18 protein-coding genes and 1 pseudogene are annotated in these 21,846 nt (G+C 59.2%); 4 read left to right on the top strand and 15 right to left on the bottom strand.

Annotation, left to right across the window (positions count from 1 at the left end):
- Position 1 precedes the first annotated feature (1 nt).
- The 5 genes from rbbA to phbB form a co-directional block, all read right to left on the bottom strand.
- On the bottom strand, positions 2-2,755 hold the full coding sequence (gene rbbA, locus M8R19_RS27265) for a ribosome-associated ATPase/putative transporter RbbA (RefSeq protein WP_249919458.1): 2,754 nt from the start codon (positions 2,753-2,755) through the stop codon (positions 2-4).
- A complete protein-coding gene (locus tag M8R19_RS27270; protein WP_249920237.1) occupies positions 2,719-3,789 on the bottom strand; it encodes an HlyD family secretion protein in 1,071 nt (356 codons plus the stop codon). Before M8R19_RS27270 ends, rbbA begins: the two co-directional genes overlap by 37 nt.
- A 60-nt stretch (positions 3,790-3,849) precedes the next feature.
- Positions 3,850-5,553 (bottom strand): class I poly(R)-hydroxyalkanoic acid synthase, encoded by a 1,704-nt coding sequence (gene phaC, locus M8R19_RS27275; protein WP_249919459.1) that lies wholly within the window; start codon positions 5,551-5,553, stop codon positions 3,850-3,852.
- Positions 5,554-5,679: 126 nt separating this feature from the next.
- Complete coding sequence (locus tag M8R19_RS27280; protein WP_249919460.1) at positions 5,680-6,858, bottom strand: acetyl-CoA C-acetyltransferase; 1,179 nt, start codon at positions 6,856-6,858, stop codon at positions 5,680-5,682.
- A gap of 29 nt (positions 6,859-6,887) precedes the next feature.
- Entirely contained in the window at positions 6,888-7,634 is a 747-nt protein-coding gene (phbB, locus tag M8R19_RS27285) for an acetoacetyl-CoA reductase (RefSeq protein ID WP_249919461.1), read from the bottom strand.
- A gap of 225 nt (positions 7,635-7,859) precedes the next feature.
- On the opposite strand from phbB, the gene M8R19_RS27290 reads away from it, so the two are divergent.
- Positions 7,860-8,873: an AraC family transcriptional regulator gene (locus tag M8R19_RS27290; RefSeq protein ID WP_249919462.1), complete on the top strand. Its 1,014-nt coding sequence runs from the start codon at positions 7,860-7,862 to the stop codon at positions 8,871-8,873.
- Positions 8,874-8,913: 40 nt separating this feature from the next.
- On the opposite strand, the gene M8R19_RS27295 is transcribed toward M8R19_RS27290, so the two are convergent.
- The 6 genes from M8R19_RS27295 to M8R19_RS27315 all read right to left on the bottom strand — a co-directional run bounded on the left by M8R19_RS27295 (position 8,914) and on the right by M8R19_RS27315 (position 14,510).
- Positions 8,914-9,129 (bottom strand): ribosome modulation factor, encoded by a 216-nt coding sequence (locus M8R19_RS27295; RefSeq protein WP_249919463.1) that lies wholly within the window; start codon positions 9,127-9,129, stop codon positions 8,914-8,916.
- A gap of 105 nt (positions 9,130-9,234) precedes the next feature.
- Entirely contained in the window at positions 9,235-9,606 is a 372-nt protein-coding gene (locus tag M8R19_RS33340; protein WP_333545830.1) for an SDR family oxidoreductase, read from the bottom strand.
- A gap of 6 nt (positions 9,607-9,612) precedes the next feature.
- The gene (locus M8R19_RS27300; RefSeq protein ID WP_249919464.1) at positions 9,613-10,821 is read right to left on the bottom strand and encodes an acetate/propionate family kinase; all 1,209 of its coding nucleotides are present in this window, start codon (positions 10,819-10,821) and stop codon (positions 9,613-9,615) included.
- Positions 10,818-11,756: a bifunctional enoyl-CoA hydratase/phosphate acetyltransferase gene (locus M8R19_RS27305; RefSeq protein WP_249919465.1), complete on the bottom strand. Its 939-nt coding sequence runs from the start codon at positions 11,754-11,756 to the stop codon at positions 10,818-10,820. The genes M8R19_RS27300 and M8R19_RS27305 overlap by 4 nt, the downstream gene beginning before the upstream one ends.
- On the bottom strand, positions 11,753-14,221 hold the full coding sequence (locus tag M8R19_RS27310) for a DUF3141 domain-containing protein (protein ID WP_249919466.1): 2,469 nt from the start codon (positions 14,219-14,221) through the stop codon (positions 11,753-11,755). The genes M8R19_RS27305 and M8R19_RS27310 overlap by 4 nt, the downstream gene beginning before the upstream one ends.
- Positions 14,222-14,309: 88 nt before the next feature.
- On the bottom strand, positions 14,310-14,510 hold the full coding sequence (locus M8R19_RS27315) for a hypothetical protein (RefSeq protein ID WP_249919467.1): 201 nt from the start codon (positions 14,508-14,510) through the stop codon (positions 14,310-14,312).
- 30 nt (positions 14,511-14,540) lie between these two features.
- On the opposite strand from M8R19_RS27315, the gene M8R19_RS27320 reads away from it, so the two are divergent.
- Positions 14,541-15,116, top strand: a complete 576-nt coding sequence (locus M8R19_RS27320) for a phasin family protein (protein ID WP_249919468.1) — start codon at positions 14,541-14,543, stop codon at positions 15,114-15,116.
- Between the two features lie 147 nt (positions 15,117-15,263).
- On the top strand, positions 15,264-15,740 hold the full coding sequence (locus M8R19_RS27325) for an acyloxyacyl hydrolase (protein WP_419792503.1): 477 nt from the start codon (positions 15,264-15,266) through the stop codon (positions 15,738-15,740).
- A gap of 45 nt (positions 15,741-15,785) precedes the next feature.
- On the opposite strand, the gene phaR is transcribed toward M8R19_RS27325, so the two are convergent.
- Positions 15,786-16,319 carry a polyhydroxyalkanoate synthesis repressor PhaR gene (gene phaR / locus M8R19_RS27330; protein WP_249919470.1) on the bottom strand — a complete coding sequence of 178 codons (534 nt, stop codon included), beginning with the start codon at positions 16,317-16,319 and terminating at the stop codon, positions 15,786-15,788.
- A gap of 1,226 nt (positions 16,320-17,545) precedes the next feature.
- On the opposite strand from phaR, the pseudogene M8R19_RS27335 reads away from it, so the two are divergent.
- A pseudogene (locus M8R19_RS27335) lies at positions 17,546-19,370 on the top strand (tyrosine-type recombinase/integrase).
- Between the two features lie 314 nt (positions 19,371-19,684).
- On the opposite strand, the gene M8R19_RS27340 reads toward M8R19_RS27335, so the two are convergent.
- From M8R19_RS27340 to M8R19_RS27350, 3 genes are all read right to left on the bottom strand, one after another.
- Positions 19,685-20,533, bottom strand: coding sequence for a hypothetical protein (locus M8R19_RS27340; protein ID WP_249919471.1), 849 nt, complete (start codon positions 20,531-20,533; stop codon positions 19,685-19,687).
- 565 nt (positions 20,534-21,098) lie between these two features.
- Positions 21,099-21,668, bottom strand: a complete 570-nt coding sequence (locus M8R19_RS27345) for a hypothetical protein (RefSeq protein WP_249919472.1) — start codon at positions 21,666-21,668, stop codon at positions 21,099-21,101.
- On the bottom strand, positions 21,631-21,846 hold the full coding sequence (locus M8R19_RS27350) for a hypothetical protein (RefSeq protein WP_249920265.1): 216 nt from the start codon (positions 21,844-21,846) through the stop codon (positions 21,631-21,633). Before M8R19_RS27350 ends, M8R19_RS27345 begins: the two co-directional genes overlap by 38 nt.

Here is a 21,846-nt window from a genome sequence, read left to right on the forward strand (position 1 = left end):
GTCATTTCTCCTGCTTCTTCAGGCCCGCCACACTGAGCAAAAGGAGCACCGGAATGGTCAGCAGCAGGGGGATGAAATAGGGATACAGTTCGGCCAGGCTCAGGCTTTTCGAGAACACGCCGCGGCTGATGATCAGGAAGTAGGTTGTTGGATAGACTTGGCCGACCAGGGCGCCGATGCCTTCCATTGCCGACACCGGGTGGATCAGCCCGGAAAACTGTGCGGCTGGAATCAGGGTGGCGATGGCGGTGCCGAATACTGCTGCGATCTGGCTATTGAGCAGGGTGGAAATCAGCAATCCCAGGCCGGTGGCGCAGATGGTGTAGAGCAGGGCGCCGAGGATCAGCGTAGGCATGCTGCCCTTTACCGGAACGTCGAACACAAAGACCGATACCGCCACCAGCAGGAAGAAGTTGATCATGCCTAGGGCCACATAGGGCAACTGCTTGCCTATCAGGAATTCCAGGCGGGTGACTGGGGTAACATAGAAATTGGTGATCGAGCCCAGTTCTTTCTTGCGTACCACGCCGAGCGCGGTGAGCATGGCGGGGATCAGCATCAGCAGCAGGGGGATCACTGCCGGCACCATCGCCGGCAGACTTTTCACGTCGGGATTGTAGCGGTAGCGCAGGGTGACCTCGGTTTGAACACCTGAGGCATCTTGGCCCATACGGCGCATCAGATCTTGCAGGTAGCTCAGGTGCAGGCCCTGCACGTAGCCCTTGATAGTGTCGGCGCGAGTTGGCATGGCGCCGTCTACCCAGAAACCGACCTGCGGTATGGCGCCACGCTTGAGGTCGCGACCGAAGTCCGGGGGAATCTCGATGGCCAGGCTGATGTCGCCGCTGCGCATGCGTTGATCGAGCTCCTCATAGCTGTGCAGTGGGGATTTCTCGATGAAGTAGCGCGAGCCGGCGATGTTCTGCGTGTAGGCCAAGCTGGTGGTGGTCTGGTCGCGGTCGAGTACGGCGTAGGTGAGATCCTCGACGTCCAGGCTGATGCCGTAGCCCATAATGAACATCAGCAGCACGGTGCCGAGCAGAGCCAGGGTGGCGCGGATCGGATCGCGGCGGATTTCCATCGACTCGCGCTGGGCATAGCTATACAGACGGCGCAGGCTGAAGCGCGACTTCAGATATGCACCGTGACCGAATTCGCTGGTAGCAGGCGCCTCGCCGGTCCCGGCGTCGTCTTCCACGACGTCCTTCAGATAGGCGATGAAGGTGTCCTCAAGGCTGTTCAGGCCGCGCTTGGCCATCAGCCCGCGCGGCGTATCGCTATCCAGTACGCGGCCGGCGTGCATCATCGACATGCGGTCGCAGCGCAGCGCCTCGTTCATGAAGTGAGTGGAAATGAATATGGTCACGCCGTCCTCGCGCGACAGTTTGGTCAGCAGTTCCCAGAAGCCGTCGCGGGCCACCGGGTCGACCCCTGAGGTGGGTTCGTCGAGGATCAGGATTTCCGGGGAATGGATCACTGCCACAGCCAGTGACAGGCGCTGACGTACACCCAAGGGCAGATCGCTAGGCAACTGTTCGGCGACGCCGTGCAGGTCGAATTCGTCGAGCATTTCCTCGATTCGCACGGCACGTTGCTCGGGCGGGATGTGAAATAAACGGGCGTGCAGGTCAAGGTTCTGGAGCACGCTCAGTTCGTTGTATAGCGAGAACGCCTGGGACATGTAGCCGACCCGTCGGCGAGTGTCGATGTTCTTGGGATCGACCGGCTGACCGAACAGTGCGCAACTCCCCTCGCTGGCCGGCTGCAAGCCGGTGAGCATTTTCATGGTGGTGGATTTGCCACAGCCGTTAGAGCCGAGGAAACCGAAGATTTCCCCGCGTTCGATGCGGAAGTCGACGTGGTCGACAGCGACGAAGTCGCCGAAGCGGCAAGTCAATCCGTGCGCCTCGATGGCGATCGCCGCCTCACCCTCGTTGGCTGGGCGCGGTGGAATCACCAGGGCGTGGTGACCACGGCGCTTTTCTTCTGGGAGCAGGGCGATGAAGGTTTCTTCCAGGTTGTCGCTTTCAGTACGTTCGAACAATTCCTGCGGTGTGCCGGTATCCAGGACTTTGCCGTCGTCCATGACCACCAGCCAGTCGAAGCGCTGCGCCTCGTCCATATAAGCGGTGGCGACGATCACGCTCATGCCGGGACGGCGTTGGCGGATACGTTCGATCAGATCCCAGAATTGGTTGCGTGCCAGCGGGTCGACCCCTGTGGTCGGCTCGTCGAGGATCAGCAGATCGGGGTCATGGATCAGTGCGCAGCACAGTCCGAGCTTCTGCTTCATACCGCCGGACAGCTTGCCTGCTGGGCGCTCGGTAAACGGCGCCAGGCCGGTGCTTTGTGTCAGGTCGGCGATGCGTGCGGCGCGCTCGGCGTGGCCTTGGCCGAACAGGCGGCCGAAGAAGTCGAGATTCTCGTACACCGTCAGCGTGGGATAGAGGTTCTTGCCCAGGCCCTGCGGCATATAGGCAATGCGCGGGCAGACCGCGCGGCGGTGTTGGCGCGATGCCATGTTGCCACCGAGCACCTCGATCGTGCCCGTCTGGATGCTCCGGGCTCCGGAAACCAATGCCAGTAGGCTCGACTTGCCGACGCCGTCCGGACCGATCAGGCCGATCATGCGCCCGGAGGGAATTTCCAGGTCGATACCGGCCAGGGCTCGTGTTTCCTTGTAGCGTAGGCTCACGCCGGCAAGGCGGGCTACCGGCGTCACTGGGAAACCCGGATGTGCAGATGTTCGGGCCATTTGGCTGAAGCATCCAGCTTCACGTAGGCCATACCCGGCACACCGGTCTTGACCTGCTGCAGGTTGCGGCGCAGCAGCTCGGGATCGATACGTGTTTTGACCCGGAACATCAGTTTTTCGCGTTCGCTAGTGGTTTCCACAGTCTTCGGCGTGAACTGGGCAACGCTAGCGATATAGGAGACCTGGGCGGGAATGACGTAATTGGGGATAGCGTCGAACACCAAGCGCGCCTCAGCGCCCAGGGCTACTCGGCCTGCCTGTTCAGTGGGTAGGAACAGGGTCATGTAGACGTCGCTTAAATCGACCAGGTTGAGCACCTTGCCGCCAGCGCCGAGCACTTCACCGGGCTGTGCTACGCGGTACTGCACGCGGCCGGTGCGCGGGGCTTTGAGCAAGCTATCGTCGATGTCTGCCTGCAGCCGTTCGACGTTGGCCTGGGCTGCTTCCAGCGCTGAGTGTGTTTCGATGACTTGGGATTTGGCCGCCTCGATGCCAGCTTGGGCAGAGAGGACCTGGGCGCGGGCGGCCGCCTGGGAGGCCAAGGCACTCTGTAGGCCGGCGAGGTCGTCGTCCAGTTGCTGCTGTGGTAGGGCGTTGCGCTTGACCAGTACCAACGTGCGGTCGTAACGCTTGCGCGTGGCGGTCAGTTCAGCTTGGCGCTGGCCGACCACTGCCTCGGCTGTGGCTTTCTCGCTTTGACGCAGGGTGACTTGGGCGTTGGCGGTACGGATGGCGTTTTCCACCTGGCGCATCTGCGCCTTGGCCTGGGCCAGTTGCGCTTCCAGTACCTGGGGGTCCATGCGCGCTAGTATCTGGCCGGCCTCGACGAAATCCCCTTCGTCGACCAGCACCTCGGCGAGCCGGCCAGCCAGCTTAGCGGCGACGTCCACCTCAGTCGCCTCGATGCGTCCGTTGCTGCTGGCGAAACCGTCTCCCAGCCCTCGCGGCTGCAACTGCTGCCACAGTAGGGCGATTGCCGTGAGGAGGGCCGCTCCCAGGCCGATGGAGAGGACCACTTTGCGTTTCTGCGCCATCATCGCCGTTGTTTTCCCTCTGTGAGCGAGCCCTCAAAGGCCCTGTCTGTGCGTATCATTTCATTCCTTAACGTAGGTGCCGGGGGCGGCCCCCAGAGGGGGGTATTCGGCACTGCCGGGTCGGGTGATGGCAGTCCGATATTCGCCACCGTGGCCAGCCAGCCAAGTGAACCAGTCGTTCCACCAACTGCCGGGATGCTGTTCGGTACTGGCGAACCAGTCGTCCGGGCTGGCCGGCGTGTCTTCGTTGGTCCAGTATTGGCGTTTCTGTTTCGCTGGCGGATTGATCACCCCGGCGATGTGTCCAGAGGAACCAAGGACGAATCGGCAGGAACCGCCCAGCAGGGCGCTGCTGGCGTAGGCGCTGCGCCAGGGCACAATGTGATCGTCCTGGGTGCCGAGGATGTAGGCGGGAGCTTCGATGCGCCGCAGATCCAACTTGGCACCGCAGAGTTCCAGCTCGCCGCTCTTCAGGTCGTTCTGCAGATAGGTATGACGCAGGTACCAGCAATACATAGGGCCGGGCAGGTTGGTGCTGTCGTTGTTCCAGAACAGCAGGTCCAGCGCGGGCGGCTTCTGGCCCTTGAGGTACTTATCGACGTGGTAGTTCCACCACAGCTCGTTGGGGCGCAGCAGGGAAAAGGTGTTGCCCATGTCTTCGCCACGGAACAGCCCGGTGGCGCAGCCCTGGCCGCCGATGGTGCGCTCGCGGTAGGCGACCATCTGCTCGTCGATGAATACGTCGATCTGTCCGGTATCCAGGTAGTCGAGAAAGGTCGCCAGCAGGCTCAGGCTGGCGACATCGCGGTCGCCACGGGCAGCGAGTACCGCCAGGGCGCTGGCCAGCAGAGTCCCGCCGATGCAGAAGCCCAGACAGTTGAGCCGCCGCTCGCCGCTGATTGCGCGAACCACCCGTAGTGCGGCGATCACGCCGTCCTGGATCAGGTCGTCTATTCTCAGGCCGGACTGTTCCTGGCCGAAGTTGCGCCAGGACATCAGGAACACTGAGTGGCCCTGTTCCAACAGATGGCGGACCAGGGAGTTTTCCGGACGCAGGTCGAGGATGTAGTACTTGTTGATCGCCGGCGGGACGATAAAGAGGGGCGTCCGATATTGGGTTTCGGTCAGCGGCCGGTACTGGATCAACTGGAATATGTCGTTCTCGAACACCAGATCGCCGGGTGTGATCGCCAGGTTGACGCCAACCTCGAACTCACCGGCGTCGCACTGGCGCAGCTTGCCTTCCCACAGGTCGCTGAGCAGGTGGAGAGCGCCACTGAACAGGCTGGCACCTCCAGTTTCAGCCAGTTGCTGCAGAGCGTCGGGGTTGCTCGGCAGGAAATTGCTCGGCGCGCTGGCAGCGATAGCCTGTTCGAGCAGGTAGTTCAGCCGTTTACGGGGCTTTTCCATGTCTATGGGTAGCAGGGCCGCCAGTTTGAGCAGGTAGTTCGAGTTGAGCAGGTAGAAGGAGGCTAGCGAGCCGAACATCGGTTCGCTCCAGTTGGCGCTGGCGAAGCGCCGGTCGCTGAAGTCAAACGGCCGCAGGGCTAGCAGTTGCTGGGCCAGGGTGAGCCATTCCTGCTGATAGTCGAGTTGCAGGCGTTCGAGCCGTTCGGTAGGCACTTCGAACCAGTGGCTCTGGTCGTAGTCGCTGAACCAGGGATTCTGCGCCATCCAAAGACGTAGTTGCTGTAGAACCAGGCTGGCGACGAAGGGAGGCTGGCTCGACCAATAGGCGTTGAGCGTGTCTGCATTGCTATCCATGGCGCGATCCTGATGCTGAAAAAAGAAAACCGCGCCTACGAGCGCGGCATGCCCAAAACGGGAGACTCTGCGTACAAGGGACGAAGCATGCAGTGGGGGTGTTTCCCTGGGGCAGCAAAGGGGGAATTAGCGTTCGATGGCCAGGGCCACGCCCTGGCCGCCGCCGATGCAGAGGGTGGCAAGGCCCTTCTTCGCATCGCGGCGGAGCATTTCGTGCAGCAGGCTGACCAGCACGCGGCAGCCGGACGCGCCGATGGGGTGGCCGAGGGCGATGGCGCCGCCGTTGACGTTGACCTTGGCGGTGTCCCAGCCCAGTTCCTTGCCCACCGCCAGGGACTGCGCGGCGAAGGCTTCGTTGGCTTCGATCAGGTCGAGGTCGGCCAGTTGCCAGCCGGCCTTGTCCAGGCAGCGGCGGGTGGCGGACACCGGGCCGATGCCCATGATCGCCGGGTCGACACCGGCGCTGGCATAGGCGGCGATGCGGGCCAATACCGGCAGGCCCAGTTCGGCGGCCTTGGCGGCGCTCATCAGCAGCACGGCGGCGGCGCCGTCGTTGAGGCTGGAGGCGTTGCCGGCGGTAACGGAGCCGTCTTTCTTGAACGCCGGCTTGAGCTTGGCCAGGGCCTCGGCGGTGGTGCCGGCGCGCGGCTGCTCGTCGGTGTCGAAGCTCAGTGCCTCGCCCTTGCGCTGCGGGATGCTCACCGGGACGATCTCGCCGCGGAAGCGCCCGGCCTCGATGGCGGCCACGGCCTTCTGTTGCGAGGCGGCGGCGAAGGCGTCCTGTTCCTCACGGCTGATGCCGTACTTGTCCACCAGGTTCTCGGCGGTGATGCCCATGTGGTAGTCGTTGAAGGCGTCCCACAGGCCGTCGACGATCATGCTGTCGACCAGTTGCGCATGGCCCATGCGCAGGCCGGTGCGGGCCTTGGGCAGCACGTAGGGCGACAGGCTCATGTTCTCCTGGCCGCCGGCGATCACCACTTCGGCGTCGCCGCAGCGGATGGCCTGGGCAGCCAGGTGCAGGGCCTTGAGGCCCGAGCCGCAGACCTTGTTCAGCGTCAGCGCCGGCACCGCATGGGGCAGCCCGGCGGCGATGGCGGCCTGGCGCGCGGGGTTCTGCCCGGAGCCAGCAGTCAATACCTGGCCGAGGATGACTTCATCGACCTGGGCGCCGTCGAGACCGGTCTGCTCCAGCAGGCGCCTGATGACGATGGCGCCGAGTTCTGGCGCGGGAGTTCCGGCCAGGCTGCCCTGGAAGGCGCCGATGGCAGTACGGGCGGCAGAGACGATTGCCACGTTGCTCATGATTCACCTCATGCGGTCGGAATGTGGGATCACTGCATGTTCATGCCGCCGTTCACCGAGAAGTCGGCGCCGGTGGCATAGGCGGACTCTTCCGAGGCCAGCCAGGCCACGATGGAGGCGATTTCCTCGGGTTGGCCAAGGCGCCCGACTGGAATGCCGGCAACCATGCCTTCGAGGATGTCCGGGCGGATCGCCGCGGTCATGTCCGTCTTGATGTAGCCAGGGGAAACGGTATTGACGGTAACGCCCTTGCCACTCATTTCCCGGGCCAGGGCCATGGTGAAACCGTGGATGCCGGCCTTGGCAGCCGAGTAGTTGGTCTGGCCGAACTGACCACGCTGGCCGTTGATCGAGGAGATGTTGATGATTCGTCCCCACCCCTTGGCTAGCATGTCTTCGACCACCTGTTTGGTGGTATTGAACAGGCCGCCTAGGTTGGTATCGATCACTGCGCGCCAATTCTCTGCAGTCAGCTTGCGGAAGGTCGCGTCGCGGGTGATACCGGCGTTGTTCACCAGCACGTCGACCGGGCCGACATGCTCCCGTACTTGTTCGAAGGCCTGGTGTGTGCTGTCCCAGTCGGTGATGTCACAATCCACGCAATGGAAGTGATAGCCGGCCGCCAGTTGCTTGCCGATCCAGTCGTTCTTGCGGCTGGACTCGGGACTGCAGCCAACCACCACGGTGAAACCGTCATGGTGCAGGCGTTGGCTAATCGCAGTACCGATGCCGCCCATCCCCCCTGTGACCAAAGCGATGCGCGCCGACGTCGTCATTGGCGTTTCCTCCTCGAATGAACATGGGTTCAGTTGCCGGGCAATGATTAGGTGCCGGCCTATTTCCCGACAACGTCCCGGGGTGCCGCCTGAATGTCCGTAAGTACCACTGCAGAGCCTTTCAAGCCATTTTTGGAAACATAGGCGCAGTGTTGATCTGCATCACAAGACAAGGGTGGGCAGTGGAGCTAGGTTGCCAAGTGCGCTGAGCGGAGGGGTGGGGTGATGTACAGGGTTAGCGCCAGCATTGTCAGCCAGTTGGTGAACGTGCTGGAGGGGGAGGGATTGGACTCTGCCTACCTCTGCCGGGAAGCAGGTATCGATATGAGCCTGTTAAGGAGCCCGGACGGCTTTGTGCTTCGGAAGGAAGTCTTCCGACTGATGGCGCTGGCGGAACAGACTTCCGGAAAGCCGGCTATTGGCCTCTGCGCTTGCAGGCATTTCCTTCCTGGCAGCCTGCAACTGGTGGGTTATGTGATGATGTCCAGCCCGAACCTGAAACGGGCACTGGAGTCTCTGGCGCAGTTCTCCCTTTTGTTGGTCAGCGGATTCACGATCGGCCTGGTTGAGGAGGGGAATGGTCTGCGTTTCTGGATCGTCGATCACCCCGAGGACGGGTTCCCTAGACCCCGGGCGTTCGAGGATGCTGGAATGGCCTCGATACTAGGTTTCTGCCGCTGGGTGACCGGCAACAATCTGCCGCAGTTGCGGGAGATCGAGTTTACCTATCCCGAGCCCACGGACATTTCAGAGCATCAGTCGTTGTTTGGGTGCGAGTTACGTTTTGGTGCTCTTCGCAACAGCATCCTGTTTGACCGGAGGGCGTTATTGCAGCCCCTAAGTACCGCCAACGAGGCGCTGGCTCTGCTGCACGGTCGTTTCGCCGAGTACCGGATGGATCAGTTGCACGGAACGACCTGTAGCGACCGTGTACGAGCATTGCTGGTCGAGCGCCTCAGCCTGGGACCCTGTGACATGGAAACGGTAGCCATGTGCATGCGCACCAGCAGGCGTGCGTTGCAACGGGGGTTGGCGAGGGAAGGGGTGTACTTCAAGGACATCCTGGACGACGCGCGTCGGCAACTGGCCGACTACTACCTACGGCATAGCCCCTATAGCCTGGCGCGGGTGGGAGAGCTGCTCGGGTTCAAGGAGCCGAGCAGCTTTCACAAGGCTTGCCTGCGCTGGTTCGGTATCCCCCCAGGCCGTTATCGGAACCACCTGTCAGGGGGCGGCTAACGACTGATCCCGGGGTATTTCGTCGAACGTGTCTGTCGAATCAGAAAAAGCCGGGTGCTCCACTGTTCGCCAGGGCGGTGAGGTAGCCCTCGAGCCATTCGTGGCGTTGCCGTAGGACCTCTTCTGTGGCATGGCCGTAGGGGCAGTCGAACAGTGTCCGGCCGGACAGCCCAAATTCGAAACCGATATCGAAAGGTTTTTTTGCGCTCTGCTCGTTGGGTTCTTGAAGCTCAGGAAGGTGGATCATCATGGTCATGTCCTCACGTATTCAGGACAGGCATGGACGGTGCCGGCCCCGCTACGCGTTCCGGCTTTGACCATTGCCTCCGCTTCCATTGTGTTGTCTGTCATGGGGGGCAGTTTAGGATCTTGAAACCGCTATCGACAAAATGGATGGCACCGGTCCGCTCATGTTTGGCGTCGCAAACCAGCCTGGCGCATAGGGCTCCGAGCTCATCGGCCTAGTGGAGAGCGGGTAGCAACCTACTCCAGCAGGTGATACGTTCAAACGAGGCCTCCAACTCCCCAGATTTGCTGACGTCCAGGGCCAGGGGGGAGATGCTTGCACTTGTTCGGCCTGAGATTCGGTATGTGGCTTGGCCTCGTTGCTCCGCCAGGTGATCATAAGTTCCGCACCAAATTCGTGTAGCGCTTTGGCACAGCCCCAGGCGATTGAGCACGGGTTGGCGATACCGACCACCAAACCACGTTTGCCGTGCAGGAATACTTTCATTGGGGCTCATGCCTGCTTCTCCTGATATACGCGCCAGGCATGCCGAGCAAGCATGCTTTCCTCGTCGGTCGCGATCACCAGCAACGGACGGGCGCTGTCTATGCTGGAGATGCACTCGGCGTTGCGCCGGTTGGCTTCCATGTCGAGGCGCAGGTCGAACGGCAGGGCTAGGCCTTCCACTACCTGTGCGCGCAATTCGGCATCTTTTTCGCCGATGCCAGCGGTGAACACCAGCGCATCCAACCCACCGAGACTGGCAGCCAGCCGCCCGACCTCCTGGGCAATGCGGTAGGCGTAGTGGTCAATGGCCAACTGGGCGCGGGGCTCCTGGCTGGCGCGCAAGGCGAGCATGTCGCTGCTCACCCCGGAAATGCCGAGCAGCCCGGAGCGGCGGTAGAGCAGTTCTTCCAGGCTCTGCGCATCCTCGCCTCGGGCCAGTAGGTGGAGTATCACGCCAGGGTCGAGGGCGCCGCAGCGGCTGCCCATCGGCAGGCCGTCCAAGGCGCTGAAGCCTGTGGTCACCTCGACACTGCATCCACCCTTGATGCCGCACAGGCTAGAGCCGCCCCCCAGATGGGCGATCACCACCCTGCCGCGGGCGATCTCCGGCGCCACCTCGGCCAGGCGCAAGCTGACGTACTCGAAGGACAGACCATGGAAGCCATAGCGGCGTATGCCCTGTTCGTACAACTGATAGGGCAGAGCGAAGAGCTGGCTGAGTTCGCTGCGCCCGGCATGGAAAGCGGTGTCAAAGCAGGCGACCTGGGGTAACCCAGGCATGTCGTCGAGCACCGCCTGGATCGGCTCCAGGTTGTAAGGCTGGTGCAGCGGTGCTAGAGGCTCGAAGGCGCGCAACTGTGCCAGCACTTCACGATCTATCCGCACCGGTGTGTTGAACAGACCGCCGCCGTGTACCACGCGGTGACTGATTAGCGCCGGCTGCTCGCCGCGCAAACCATTGGCCAGCGCCAGGTCCACCAGGCGGAAAGCGGCCTGCATGTCGGCGACCTGATCGGCTGGGAATGTCCGGTCGAGCAGGTGGGTGCCGTCGGCCAGGGCGACCTGGAGCCGGGGACGTATCCCGATGCCATCCAGTTTGCCGCGCGCTCTCGACGTCGGTGCCTCATGCCCGGGGTGGCCGGTGAACAGGCCGATCCTGATGCTCGACGAACCGGCGTTGACGGTGAGGATGCGTTTGCCACCGAGTAGGCTCATGCCGTTACTCCCTGGGCCAGGGCAGCCTGCCGGGTTTCGGCCAGCAACACCCCCAGCGCGCAACTGGCGACGCGCGAGCGCAGGCTGTCGGAGCGGCTGGTGAAGACAATGGGCACTCGGGCACCGAGCACCAACCCGGCGGACTCCGCCCCGGCCAGGTAGATCAGTTGCTTGGCCAGGATGTTGCCCGCTTCCAGGTCGGGTGCCAGGAGAATGTCCGGATCGCCGGCCACTTCCGACTGAATGCCCTTGACCCGCGCGGCCTCGGCGCTGATGGCGTTGTCGAAAGCCAGCGGGCCATCGAGTAGGGCTCCCTGGATCTGTCCGCGCAGCGACATCACCACCAGTACCGCGGCGTCCAGGGTTGACGGCAGCTTGGCGTTAATCGTCTCCACCGCCGACAGCAGGGCGACTTTGGGCCGTTCGACTCCGAGGGCGTGGAGTAGGCCGATGGCGTTGCGGCAGATGTCGGCCTTGTCGTCCAGGCCGGGAAAGATGTTCACTGCGGCGTCGGTGACGAACAGCGTCTTGTGGTAACTGGGCACGCTCATGGCGAACACATGGCTCAGGCGTCGCTCGGTGCGCAGACCGCTGTCCCTAGCGAGCACCGCGTGGAGCAGTTCATCGCTGTGCAGGCTGCCTTTCATTAGCATCCCGGCGCGGCCCTCGCGGACCATGGCGACGGCGCGTTCAGCGGCGGCATGGCTGTGCTCCACATGTTCCAGCGGCAAGTCGTCGAGCGCCAGGTCGGCGGCCGAAGCTATGGCTTCGATCTTGTGTCGAGGGCCGACGAGGATCGGTGCGATCACCCCCTGCTGGGCGGCCTCCAGTGCACCTTGCAGAGCTCCGGCCTCACAGGGATGGACCACGGCTGTGGTCAGAGGCGGCAGGTCGACGCAACGTTGTAACAGCGTGGCATAGTGATCCTGGCTCATTGGCTTTTGCCTTTTCCTGTGCCGTGGGCCGGCCGGTTGCGCTTCGACACCTTGGCGGGGACATTGCCTGTCGCCGTGGGAACCGAGGTTTCGGAAGCGGTGGATTGCGACTTGGTCGATGATGCAATTTGGGGGCGGGTGGTTTTTTGTTTGGCCGGCGCGGCCGGCTTCGCGGTGGTTTCTGGTGCTGTCGGCGCAGCAAGGGCGAAGCCGGGCGGGGGGCATTCCAGCACGCAGTGCAGTTCCCTCCAGAGTTCGCCGATCGGCCCTTCGGCGACCAGCAGCTCTGGCACCAGATGGACGACGGCGTCGAGCAACCTCTGACGCTCTTCGATGGGAATCAGCAGGGGCAGTGTCTTCAGGCTTTCCTCGGGGTGGGCGAAGACCAACAGGCCCTGGAGGTGGATGGTTTCGCGCAGGGTCAGTGGGTCGATATCGAACTGCTTGATCAGTGTCCTGCTTTGCCGGGCGAGCTGTTCGATGCGTTCCTTGCCGATCTTGCCGCTGACGTGGCCGAGCAGGAACAAGATGCGCGCCAGCCCTTCCAGGCTTCCGCCGCGCGGCAGGGCATCATGCAGGCGGTCGACCAGCGCCTTGTCCCGCTGCTGGACACGCTCTTCCTGGGAGCGTGGAAGCTTGCCGCCGGTCAGAGTGCTGAGCCCACCATAGAAGGCATGGAAGGTCATCTCTTGGGCTGCGTCGCGAAGGTCCCGGTAGGTGTCCAGTGCGGCCTCCACCTGGCTGGAGAACCACTCCTGCCAGGCGAAGAGCGGGTTGTCCGCTGGGGCCAGGCGGCGGTTCTCTCGTGTCAGAGCGGCCGTACCTGCTAGCCACCAGAGCGCCGGGTTCAGGCTGCTCCAGGCTACCTGCCGTTGATGGAAGGGGGTCAGCCGGCGCAGCAGGTCGGCGAGGGGCTCGTTGACGGTCTGCCGCATCCATGGCCGCACCAGCCAGTCGTAGAGCGTGCTATTGAGTTCCGAGACGCGCTGCACCAGCGCGAATTCGCGCTCGTCGTCGCGGCCGTCCTCGTCGTCGCGGAGGATGTCGGCGATCTTCCTGGGTGCGAAGTGCACGGCGTATTCTGTGGGTTCGCCCAGCGACTGGCCCGGAATGTCGTCGATGACCAACTCGAACAGGCCGGGCGGCAGCAGGCTGATTGCATCGATCGCGCCCAGCAACTGGCGGTGCTCGCGCCGCGCAACCTTGCCGGAGACGAAGATGCCCAAGTGGCCTACGCTGGCATGGCGCAGGTAGACGATGGTGCGGCCGGCGCTGCGTAGAGACAGGTCGCTGGGATAGACGTCGGCGATCCAGTTGAGCGCCTGCTGTGGCGGGGTAATGTTGTCCCCGTAGGAGCAGAACACCACCACTGGCGCTTCGATGCGGCGTAAGTCGATGCTTGTACTGCGACGCTCGTAGCCGCTGGTCAGTCGGTTGCCGATGAACAGGTCGTCGACGATGGATTCGATTTCCTCGCTGTTGAGCAGAGTGGGGCTGCCCCACCAGCGCTCGAACTCAAGGAATCGGGGCGTTTCGCTGTCGACCTCGCGGAATAGGTTGTAGTACTTGCTCCACAGAGTATTGGCCGGGTTGAGACTCTCGAAGTTGCTGACCAGCCAGGTGCCGTCGAAGCGACCGTTGCCCAGGTCGCTGCCCAGTCGGGTCATCCAGGCTCCGCCGAGCAGGCCGCCGGCGTAGCGCATCGGGTTGCGGCCGTTGACCCCGGCCCAGTAGGACAGCGGTGCGCCGTTGATGATCACCAAGCCAGGCAGTTCCGGGCGCGCCGCCGCCAGTCCCATCAGTGCCCAGCCGGCCTGGCAGTTGCCGATCACCACCGGCTTTCCGGCTGAGGGATGGCGATCGCTGACTGCCTCGATGAAGCGTGCCTCAGCCTCGGCGATGTCGAGCAGAGTCTGCCTTGGCTCGGGCGAGTGGCTGAAGGAGATGAAGTAGGTGGGATGCCCAGCACGCAGGCTCTCGCCGATCTCCGAATCCTGCTTGAAGCCGCCGATTCCCGCTCCGTGGCCGCCACGCGGGTCGACGACGATCACTGGGCGATGGAGCTCGTCCACCGGCTGGTCCGGCCCCTGGAGGATTCGCAGCAGGGAATAGTTGACCGGATGGGGCAGGTCGCGCCCGTCGATCAGTACCTCATAGGGAAACTTCAGCACCAGCGGGTAGCCGGCGCGCTCGTGGGCCAGTGTGTTGTCGCCGCGCTGGCGCAGGGTGTCCCAGAACAGCAGGGTGCGCTGGCCCAGGTCGACCATGTATTCCCACCACTGACCAGCGCTCGGCTGGCGCAACTGGCCCGAGCGCACGGGGGCGAGAATCGTCTTCTGACGCTGGCCCAGCGCATTGAGCACTATGTCTAGGTGCAGTCGATGCAACTGACCCAGGTGATCGAACAGATTGTGGAAGGACGAGAAACTGTCTTCCTGCTTTGCACAATAAGCCTTTTTGGCCACAACCGTCTCCCGTTTCTGGCTGCCGGAGTGAATGCTCGTGCTTGGATAGGCTGTCTAAGCCGGGGAAAATGACACAGTAGAGGCTTCCTTATAGCCAAAGGGAGGACGGCAGGCAAAAGAATTTTTTGCACTGCAAAAATATTTTCTTGTAATGGAATTTTTGCGGTGCAACAATCGAGGCGTGCCCTACTTCCAGAAGAGGCGCACAGCGTTTTTCATTCGACTCGATCACCTGTGGCGGGGATGCCATGCGGCGCAATCGAGCCGGCACATGCGAAATCAGGTCCATACGGCCGTCCACTGCCCAGGAGACTCGATCATGTCCCTATTCGATACGGAAAAACTGAACAAGGCCCAGAAAGCTAACCTTGACCTGTTGCAACAGATCAGCGGCAAGTTGTTTGAAGGAGTGGAACAACTCGGCCAACTGCAATTCAAGGCGCTGCGGGCGACGACCGATGCGCAGTTCGACAGCCTGCGAAAGCTAGTGTCGGCCCGCGACCCGCAGGCATTCGTCGAATGGCAGGCCTCCTTCGCCCAGCCCACCGCCCAGGCCGAGCGCTTCTTGGAATTCAATCGCCAGGTGTACGAGCTGATTTCCGGCACCCAGGCGGAAATCGCCAAGCTTGCCGAACATCAGGTGGAGGCGGGGGCTAAGCAGGTACAGGAACTGGTCGAGGTGGTCGCCAAGAACGCTCCGGCGGGGGCTGAGCCGGCCGTAGCGGTGCTCAAGTCGGTCCTGGAGACTGCCGGCAGTGTCTATGAAAGCGCGCAAAAAGCGGCCAAGCAGGCTGCCGAGATCGCCGAGAATGGCATCGCTGCGGCAGCCTCCGCCGCTGGTCAGGCAACACGTGAGGCGGGTAAGGCTTCAACTGGTACGCGTAAGCCGTCTTGATCACTGCATTGCCAAAAAGGGGGGCCGTCAATGCATATGCATAACGCGATGGCCCCCGTATTTATGCATGTACCAGGGGATGATCGGTGTTCTAGGAGTACTTAATTGAGAAGGGATATTTCCATTGCCGTGATCGCGGTGTTGTCGATGGGAATTGCGACCATGGTGCGGGCCACTGATCTCAGCGTAGCGGTGGGGCGTACGGGGGAATCGACCACGACCTATCGCGTCGGTGCTCAGTGGGATTTTCAGCGCAACTGGTTCGAGAGCGCTACCAGCAGGCTGAGCGGATACTGGGATGCCGGCTACACCTACTGGGAAGGGGATAAAACGTCGGACAACCACAGCTTGTCGCTGGCGCCGGTATTCGTCTACGAGTTCTCTGGGGGAGCGCTCAAACCTTACGTCGAGGTCGGAATCGGTATCGCTGCATTCGGGCGCACCCGTCTGGAGGACAAGCAACTGGGGTCGGCATTCCAGTTTGAGGATCGTCTTGGCACAGGTCTACGTTTCGCTGGTGGGCACGAGTTGGGAATTCGTGCCATCCATTACTCCAATGCCGGGATCAAGAAGCCCAATGACGGCGTAGAAAGCTATTCGCTGTACTACCGCCGCTCATTTTAGACACTGAGTGTCTTGAGTACCAAGCAGTACTGTCGGCTGCGTGAGTCATTCCTCGTCATCGTTCTTTCTGTCTGCGCCACCCCCCCTGTCGGGTTTGTCCGCCGAGGGTTTGCTACCGAACAGGCCAAACAGGTTCTGGGTGTTCAGATAGAGGTTCTTCGATTGCTCAATGTACTGCTCCATCAGGCTCTGCATCACAGGTACCTGTTTGTCCATGAATTCGCTCCATGCCTGCGAGGACTGCACGCCGGTCTGGGTCTGGATGTCGATGATGGTCTGGATGCTCTTTTCCAGATAGCTGCCGAGCATACCCTGGAAGGGACCGTAGAATCGGATGATGCTCTTGAGCGTATCGCTGGAGAAGATCGGCTGGCCGTCACTTTCTGCTTCCTGGATGATTTGCATCAGGATGTTGCGGGTCAGGTCTTCCCCGCTTTTTGCATCGATCACTTGGAAGGGAACTTCGTCGATGACCATCTGCCGGATGTCCGCTAGGGTCACGTGGTTGCTGCTGTGGGTGTCATACAAGCGGCGGTTGGGATATTTCTTAATGAGGTGTAGGCGATCTTCGTTTGACATGGGGCACGGCGTGCAAGAGTGGTAGGTGACAACAGTTTAACTCACTAATCCCTAAGTCGCTTGTCTATTAGATGACAGGGCATACGCTTCCATTGTACTGATGTCTATGGAGGATGGTGGTGGTTTATATTGTTCTACAGATAGCCTATCTATGAGTATTTTGGGGGCTGGTAGCTCATATGTGTGGGGCTAACGTTATGGTTGGAGAAGCGTCTATACGTTGTGTGAGTTTTCTTTGTTCTGTAGGTATGGGTTTGTCTATAAGCTAAAATTCACTAGGGTTTGTGGGTGTGCTAGTGCATAATTTTAGATTGAGATTTTTCGCTGGGAAGGTGCTTTGTGGTTTGCGTTTTTTGTATTACGCAATGCTTTGTTGAACTGCTTGCTTTCTCAACAGCTAAAAGATAGGTAAACGACTTTTTTGATGACTACTAGAAAAGACCATTGGAGTACTCGGTCAGGAGCGGCATCGCCACTGGCGCGTCGAGGAGAGACTGGCCATGATGCGTAAAATCTGGAGTCGGGGTAAAGTGTTTCGATGGTGGCCCGGTGGGGCTTGCCGTCTTATTCTCGTTCGCAGCGGACGCCGATGCATACCTTGTAGTGCGTGCTTGGCTTGCCGATAGTCTTCAGTCTTCCCTTCTAGATGCTGACGCCCTTGTGCTTAAGGACATTTCTCGGATGAAAGCCACTTGGAATTTCCTGCGTGAGAAAGCTGATGTCAGTCAGCCGACCCTGCTGGGGGCATCTCTCCAGTAGCGTTGGTGTAACTTCCGTCTGCAGATCGCTGAAGCCACGGCACAATCAAGTATGCTGCCTGTCGAGTTTGCGCCGAATAGACCTGAGTAGCTGGTAGTGGTCTTTCTTGGAAGGAAAATTGATGTTGGGTTTGCTTGATCGTCTGAATAAGTCCACAATTATGTCCGCTGCCCAAGCAGTTGGTAGGGGAAATTCTTCTAAATCAATAGATTAGGGTTTGAATTCTAGACCCGTTTCCCGCTCCAGATCTTGATCTACAGACATCCACTGAAGTCTGTAAGTCATTGAAAAAAGGCCGAAAGGCCTTTTTTTCGTTCCAGCGAAAACCACTGGAATCCACCCGAAGCCAGGACTTTTAAGTCCATTTTTAAGTCCATCTTTACGGGTGGTGTGGTTTCCGGATTCTTGCTGGAGGAGCGTGGTAAACGGGGAAAGTCTTCGGCTCTGATTCGTTCAGGATCAGGATCATGACTCTTACAGATCTCTCCGTCCGGCGCGCCCGGAGTACTGGCAAGCACTACACCCTCCCGGATTTCGATGGCCTGTCCCTGGCGGTTTCCGCCAAAGGGGACAAGTGCTGGCATTTTCGCTACTACTGGGCTGCTCAGCAGAAGCGGATGTCCCTGGGCACTTACCCAGAAGTCAGCCTTCGAGAGGCACGTGCGCTGCGCGATGAAGCACGCGCCCTGCTGGCAAAAGGGATCAACCCCAAGGTCGACCGAAAACAGAAGTTCCGAGCTGCCTGCCTGGCAGCGGAGCACAGTTTCAAGGCGGTGTACCTGCAGTGGCTCTCGCATCGCGAACTGGAGCTCAAGGAAGGGCGCCAGAGCACGCTGTCGCAGATCCGACGTATTTTTCAGAGAGATGTGCTGCCCGCTTTGGGCACTATGTCCATCTACAACGTCCGTCGCCCCGACTTACTGGACGTCATCGCGCGCATTGAACGGCGCAAGGCATTGACCACTGCCTAGAAAGTGCGCACCTGGTTCAGACAGTTGTTCCGCTACGCCATGGTGAAGGTCGAAGGGCTGGAGGGTAATCCCGCTTCGGACCTGGACGTGGTTGCTGTGCCCAAGCCTCCTGTCATGAACAACCCTTTCCTGCGACTGGAAGATCTGCCTGATCTGCTGCGCAAGCTGCGCGCTTATAGGGGAATGGTCACCACGCAGTTGGGGATTCGCCTGCTGTTGCTGACTGGAGTATGTACTGGCGAGTTGCGGCTCGCGACGCCGGACCAGTTCGACCTCGAGCGTGGCCTTTGGATCATTCCGCCCGAGGTAGTCAAGCAACTGCAGGAGGGCATGCGCAGGCGCCGCAAGCGTGTCCAGGATATTCCGCCCTACGTCGTGCCCCTGCCTGTTCAGGCGATTGAAATCGTTCGCTACCTGCTGGAACAGGTCAAGCCGGCACAGCGCTACCTGTTGGCTCATCGTAGCGACCTGAAGGCGCGCATCAGCGAAAATACGCTGAATGCAGCGCTTAAGCGCATGGGCTACGAGGGACTGCTCACTGGCCACGGTATTCGGGCCACGCTCTCCACGGCGCTCAACGAGATCGGCTATCCCAAGATCTGGGTAGATGCCCAGCTTTCCCACGCCGATCCCAACAAGGTCAGGCACCACCTACAACCATGCCCTGTATGTGGAGCCCCGTCGGAAGATGATGCAGGACTGGGCCGATCGGATCGACCTGTTGGAGCAGGGCAAGGTAGCCGCTAGTGCACACCTGGTCATTCGCATCGATGGCATGCCGGTACTGGCCGAAGGTACCGAAACAACTGGGTATCCGATGGAGCACGCCACATCTCCAATTCTGGTTTCGTCGGTGACTGCTTCACCATCCCAACGCCTGTCGGCCGTGCCAGCGTGTCCAGAACCGGTGGAAGTAGCTGTCTCAGAGTTCCAGCGCGAACGGCGGGAAATGCTCGAAATCTATGAAGCTTCCAGCAACCTGCCGGTCGTTCAATTCGCCAAGCTGGCCGGTAAATCGCGCGACCAGATCAACCGCGAGATCAAGGCCGGCAAGCTGCTGACCTTAAGCATGGGCAACCGCGGTCAGAGGATTCCCGACTGGCAGCTTGATCCACTCAAGCAGGAACTGGTGCGTATGGTGTTGCTGCAGGTGGGGGACGTTGACTCTTGGCAGCTTTACCGGGTGCTATTACAGCCCCGCGATGAGCTGGAAGGGCGCTCCGTCATTGACGCGGTCACCCATGCCAACCTTCGTGACCTGATGCTGGTGATCAACTATTCTCTTGTGAGGGAAGGTGATCCTGCTGGAGAGGTTGCGTAGTCGTTCTTTTGTGCAGGGCGCTGGAGGGTGTCGCTTCACGCACCCTCCAGTGATGTCGCTTCAACAGCTCTAGGTGGTGCGATATTCTCACGCAATTGGGCCGAAAACAGTTCGTACCAACTTGATTGTGGCCTATGACTCACTGTGGTGATCCATTACTACCGCTGGTGACAGGCTGAAATTGGCTAAGTGCAGACACTAGCGCTCTAGTTAACCGGCGTCGCAGCGCGAAGCGCAGAGGGTACCAACACAGGCCATGAAAATACCAAAGGTATGGCATGTGTTGGCGTCCGCGTTGAACGATCAGTTAGGCCTCATTTCCCGACGATGTAATACCATCGCCAGTTTCTTGGAAAATCTTTATCTCGCCAGACCTCTTTGAACTTTGACTCTCCCCAAAAGTCCTCAGTTACATAAAATACGGCGTAGAACAAGTTGTAGTCGTCGTCCCCGGAATAACCCTTCACATCATCGGAGATCTGAGCAATTACCGATTTTAGCCTTGCTTCGTCAGCGGCATATTTGTACTCAACTGCTACAGATAGCTCGGGAATCAAAATATCAGGCTTGTATTCTTGGGCCGACTTGATGAAGTTTGCTTTTGGGGATTTTGCGGATGGGAATATTGCCTCTAGCACATGTCGTACTGATTTGTATACATCAGTCTCGGATTTTGGCGTCTTGCCTGACTTGTGAATGATTGAAGCAGTGTTCTTCAGAACGGTCTCTAAATACTGGACCCCTGATAGCTTAAGGTAACGGCCTGAATCTCCAATGACGTCAAGTGGAGCAATGAACTGCCTAAAACGCGAGAGAAATAAGTTGTAGGGCTCACCAGACCAATAGTGGTCAGTATCAAATTCAGACGCTGCCTTCGAAGAATCAAGTTCCTCCCCAAATCTGAGGTAGAACTGCTTCAGGTAAGCATGCATTCCCTCTGCATCCAATAGGGCAACCGTAGATAGATAAATGGACGTGGCAAGATGCTCGAAGGGCCTCACAAGTTCATTGAAATTATCTATGAGCCAGTCTGGAGGGGCATCTAATCGCTCCCCCGCGGACCACTCCGCCCAATTGAGTTGATGGCGAGCCAAATCGCCTTCAAGCTTCTCGGCTTCTGTAATGAGATCTCGCAGCTCGCGTCTAATAGAGGACGGTTTCACGTAGTTTTCCTATGACGAGGCCTAACACCCCTAGTAAGCGGCGGCATGAAATTCAGTTCGACGAATATAGGGGTGCACTTGATTGGTTTGTTAGAGGTGGAACTCATCTTTCAGGTCGACTTAACTTGCTCTATGTTTTTTTGCTAGATATTCACTTGTTTCACCAGGATCAATAAGCACTTGACCCATCCCGTAATTGAGTTTTTTAAAATAAAAAGTACAGTGCATCTCATCGTGCTCACGGTATTTCGGAGTATCAAAAGTCAATATTGCCCTACATGCTAATGGATGCGCTGCATATATCTCGAATACACCCTTGTTCATATCTAAAAGAGGAAGGATCGACCACTGCTCCTAGCCTGAAAATCACCAATATTGGTGCGTATATTATCTGGTCCAATTGGTTTAATCGCGAATTTCTGAGCACAACAATGAAAACAGCAAGACTTATACGCCGCCTGCCTTGGTCATCACGTAAACGTGAGGCGTGTGTTCACAACTGCTGCATGGTGTAATCATGCGTGCTCCTAGGGTTGGAATTATATAGACTGCCCACCTAACGGTACTATTGGAGAATCCTTCTTATGTGTTTGTTAATTTCGTCGCGTGACATGCGACGTGTATTGAATTCGCAATCTAGAAACTCGCCCTCGTCAACTCCCGCTTCATTTTCAAATCCAGAAAGCATAAAGTAATTACAATAATTCTGATACAGGTAGTAATGAAGCTCACCAAAAAAAAACAGAAAATCAACATCATAAAAACACTCTGAGATGTGCCCTGATTCATGATGCAATGCTCGCTTAGTCGAGCCATCAGGGTAGACGAACACACGCTCAAGATGGTTTAAAGCACTTTTCTCTATGTCTTCAAGCTGGGATCTCGCTATATTGTTCCTGCACTTAAAAGCGCAAAACAGATAATAGCCTGGGTTCTCTGAGCTGGATGATCTGGTTGTAAGATCCCCCATGGTTATCCCTACCTTAGCAAATTCACTATCTCTAGCATTGGCGCCCAGATACAGCCACTTCTCTGTTGATTCAAAACTTTCTCTTGATTCATTATGAACAAATTCCATTTTATAGCAGGCAGATGGATCAAGTTCTAAATCGTACTCTCTTTTTGTCCTTTTCAAATTTCCCTCCTAAAATAAACTCATTGACAAAAAATTGCTCATCAAGGTGAACAGCGACCCACGTTTTTGCACCGTTGTATTCGTCGCCGCCCTCGGCCTTGAAGACCAACGTAGCCTGTCGATCAATTGTGCCATGGTCGCTTTCTTTTAATATTGTGGTCAAGACAGGAATGGCCAA

This window comes from Pseudomonas sp. R3.Fl (genome assembly GCF_023516765.1).
Taxonomy (GTDB): Bacteria; Pseudomonadota; Gammaproteobacteria; order Pseudomonadales; family Pseudomonadaceae; genus Pseudomonas; species Pseudomonas citronellolis.

Bases quoted from the DNA above. Each gene is read 5' to 3' on its own strand.
- M8R19_RS27305 (WP_249919465.1), bottom strand. From the start codon at position 11,756: ATGAGCCAGGATCACTATGCCACGCTGTTACAACGTTGCGTCGACCTG.
- M8R19_RS27270 (WP_249920237.1), bottom strand. From the start codon at position 3,789: ATGGCGCAGAAACGCAAAGTGGTCCTCTCCATCGGCCTGGGAGCGGCC.
- M8R19_RS27300 (WP_249919464.1), bottom strand. From the start codon at position 10,821: ATGAGCCTACTCGGTGGCAAACGCATCCTCACCGTCAACGCCGGTTCG.
- M8R19_RS27295 (WP_249919463.1), bottom strand. From the start codon at position 9,129: ATGACCATGATGATCCACCTTCCTGAGCTTCAAGAACCCAACGAGCAG.
- phaR (WP_249919470.1), bottom strand. From the start codon at position 16,319: ATGTCAAACGAAGATCGCCTACACCTCATTAAGAAATATCCCAACCGC.
- phbB (WP_249919461.1), bottom strand. From the start codon at position 7,634: ATGACGACGTCGGCGCGCATCGCTTTGGTCACAGGGGGGATGGGCGGC.
- rbbA (WP_249919458.1), bottom strand. From the start codon at position 2,755: ATGGCCCGAACATCTGCACATCCGGGTTTCCCAGTGACGCCGGTAGCC.
- M8R19_RS27280 (WP_249919460.1), bottom strand. From the start codon at position 6,858: ATGAGCAACGTGGCAATCGTCTCTGCCGCCCGTACTGCCATCGGCGCC.
- M8R19_RS33340 (WP_333545830.1), bottom strand. From the start codon at position 9,606: ATGAAAGTATTCCTGCACGGCAAACGTGGTTTGGTGGTCGGTATCGCC.
- M8R19_RS27320 (WP_249919468.1), top strand. From the start codon at position 14,541: ATGTCCCTATTCGATACGGAAAAACTGAACAAGGCCCAGAAAGCTAAC.
- phaC (WP_249919459.1), bottom strand. From the start codon at position 5,553: ATGGATAGCAATGCAGACACGCTCAACGCCTATTGGTCGAGCCAGCCT.
- M8R19_RS27290 (WP_249919462.1), top strand. From the start codon at position 7,860: ATGTACAGGGTTAGCGCCAGCATTGTCAGCCAGTTGGTGAACGTGCTG.
- M8R19_RS27315 (WP_249919467.1), bottom strand. From the start codon at position 14,510: ATGGACCTGATTTCGCATGTGCCGGCTCGATTGCGCCGCATGGCATCC.
- M8R19_RS27325 (WP_419792503.1), top strand. From the start codon at position 15,264: ATGGGAATTGCGACCATGGTGCGGGCCACTGATCTCAGCGTAGCGGTG.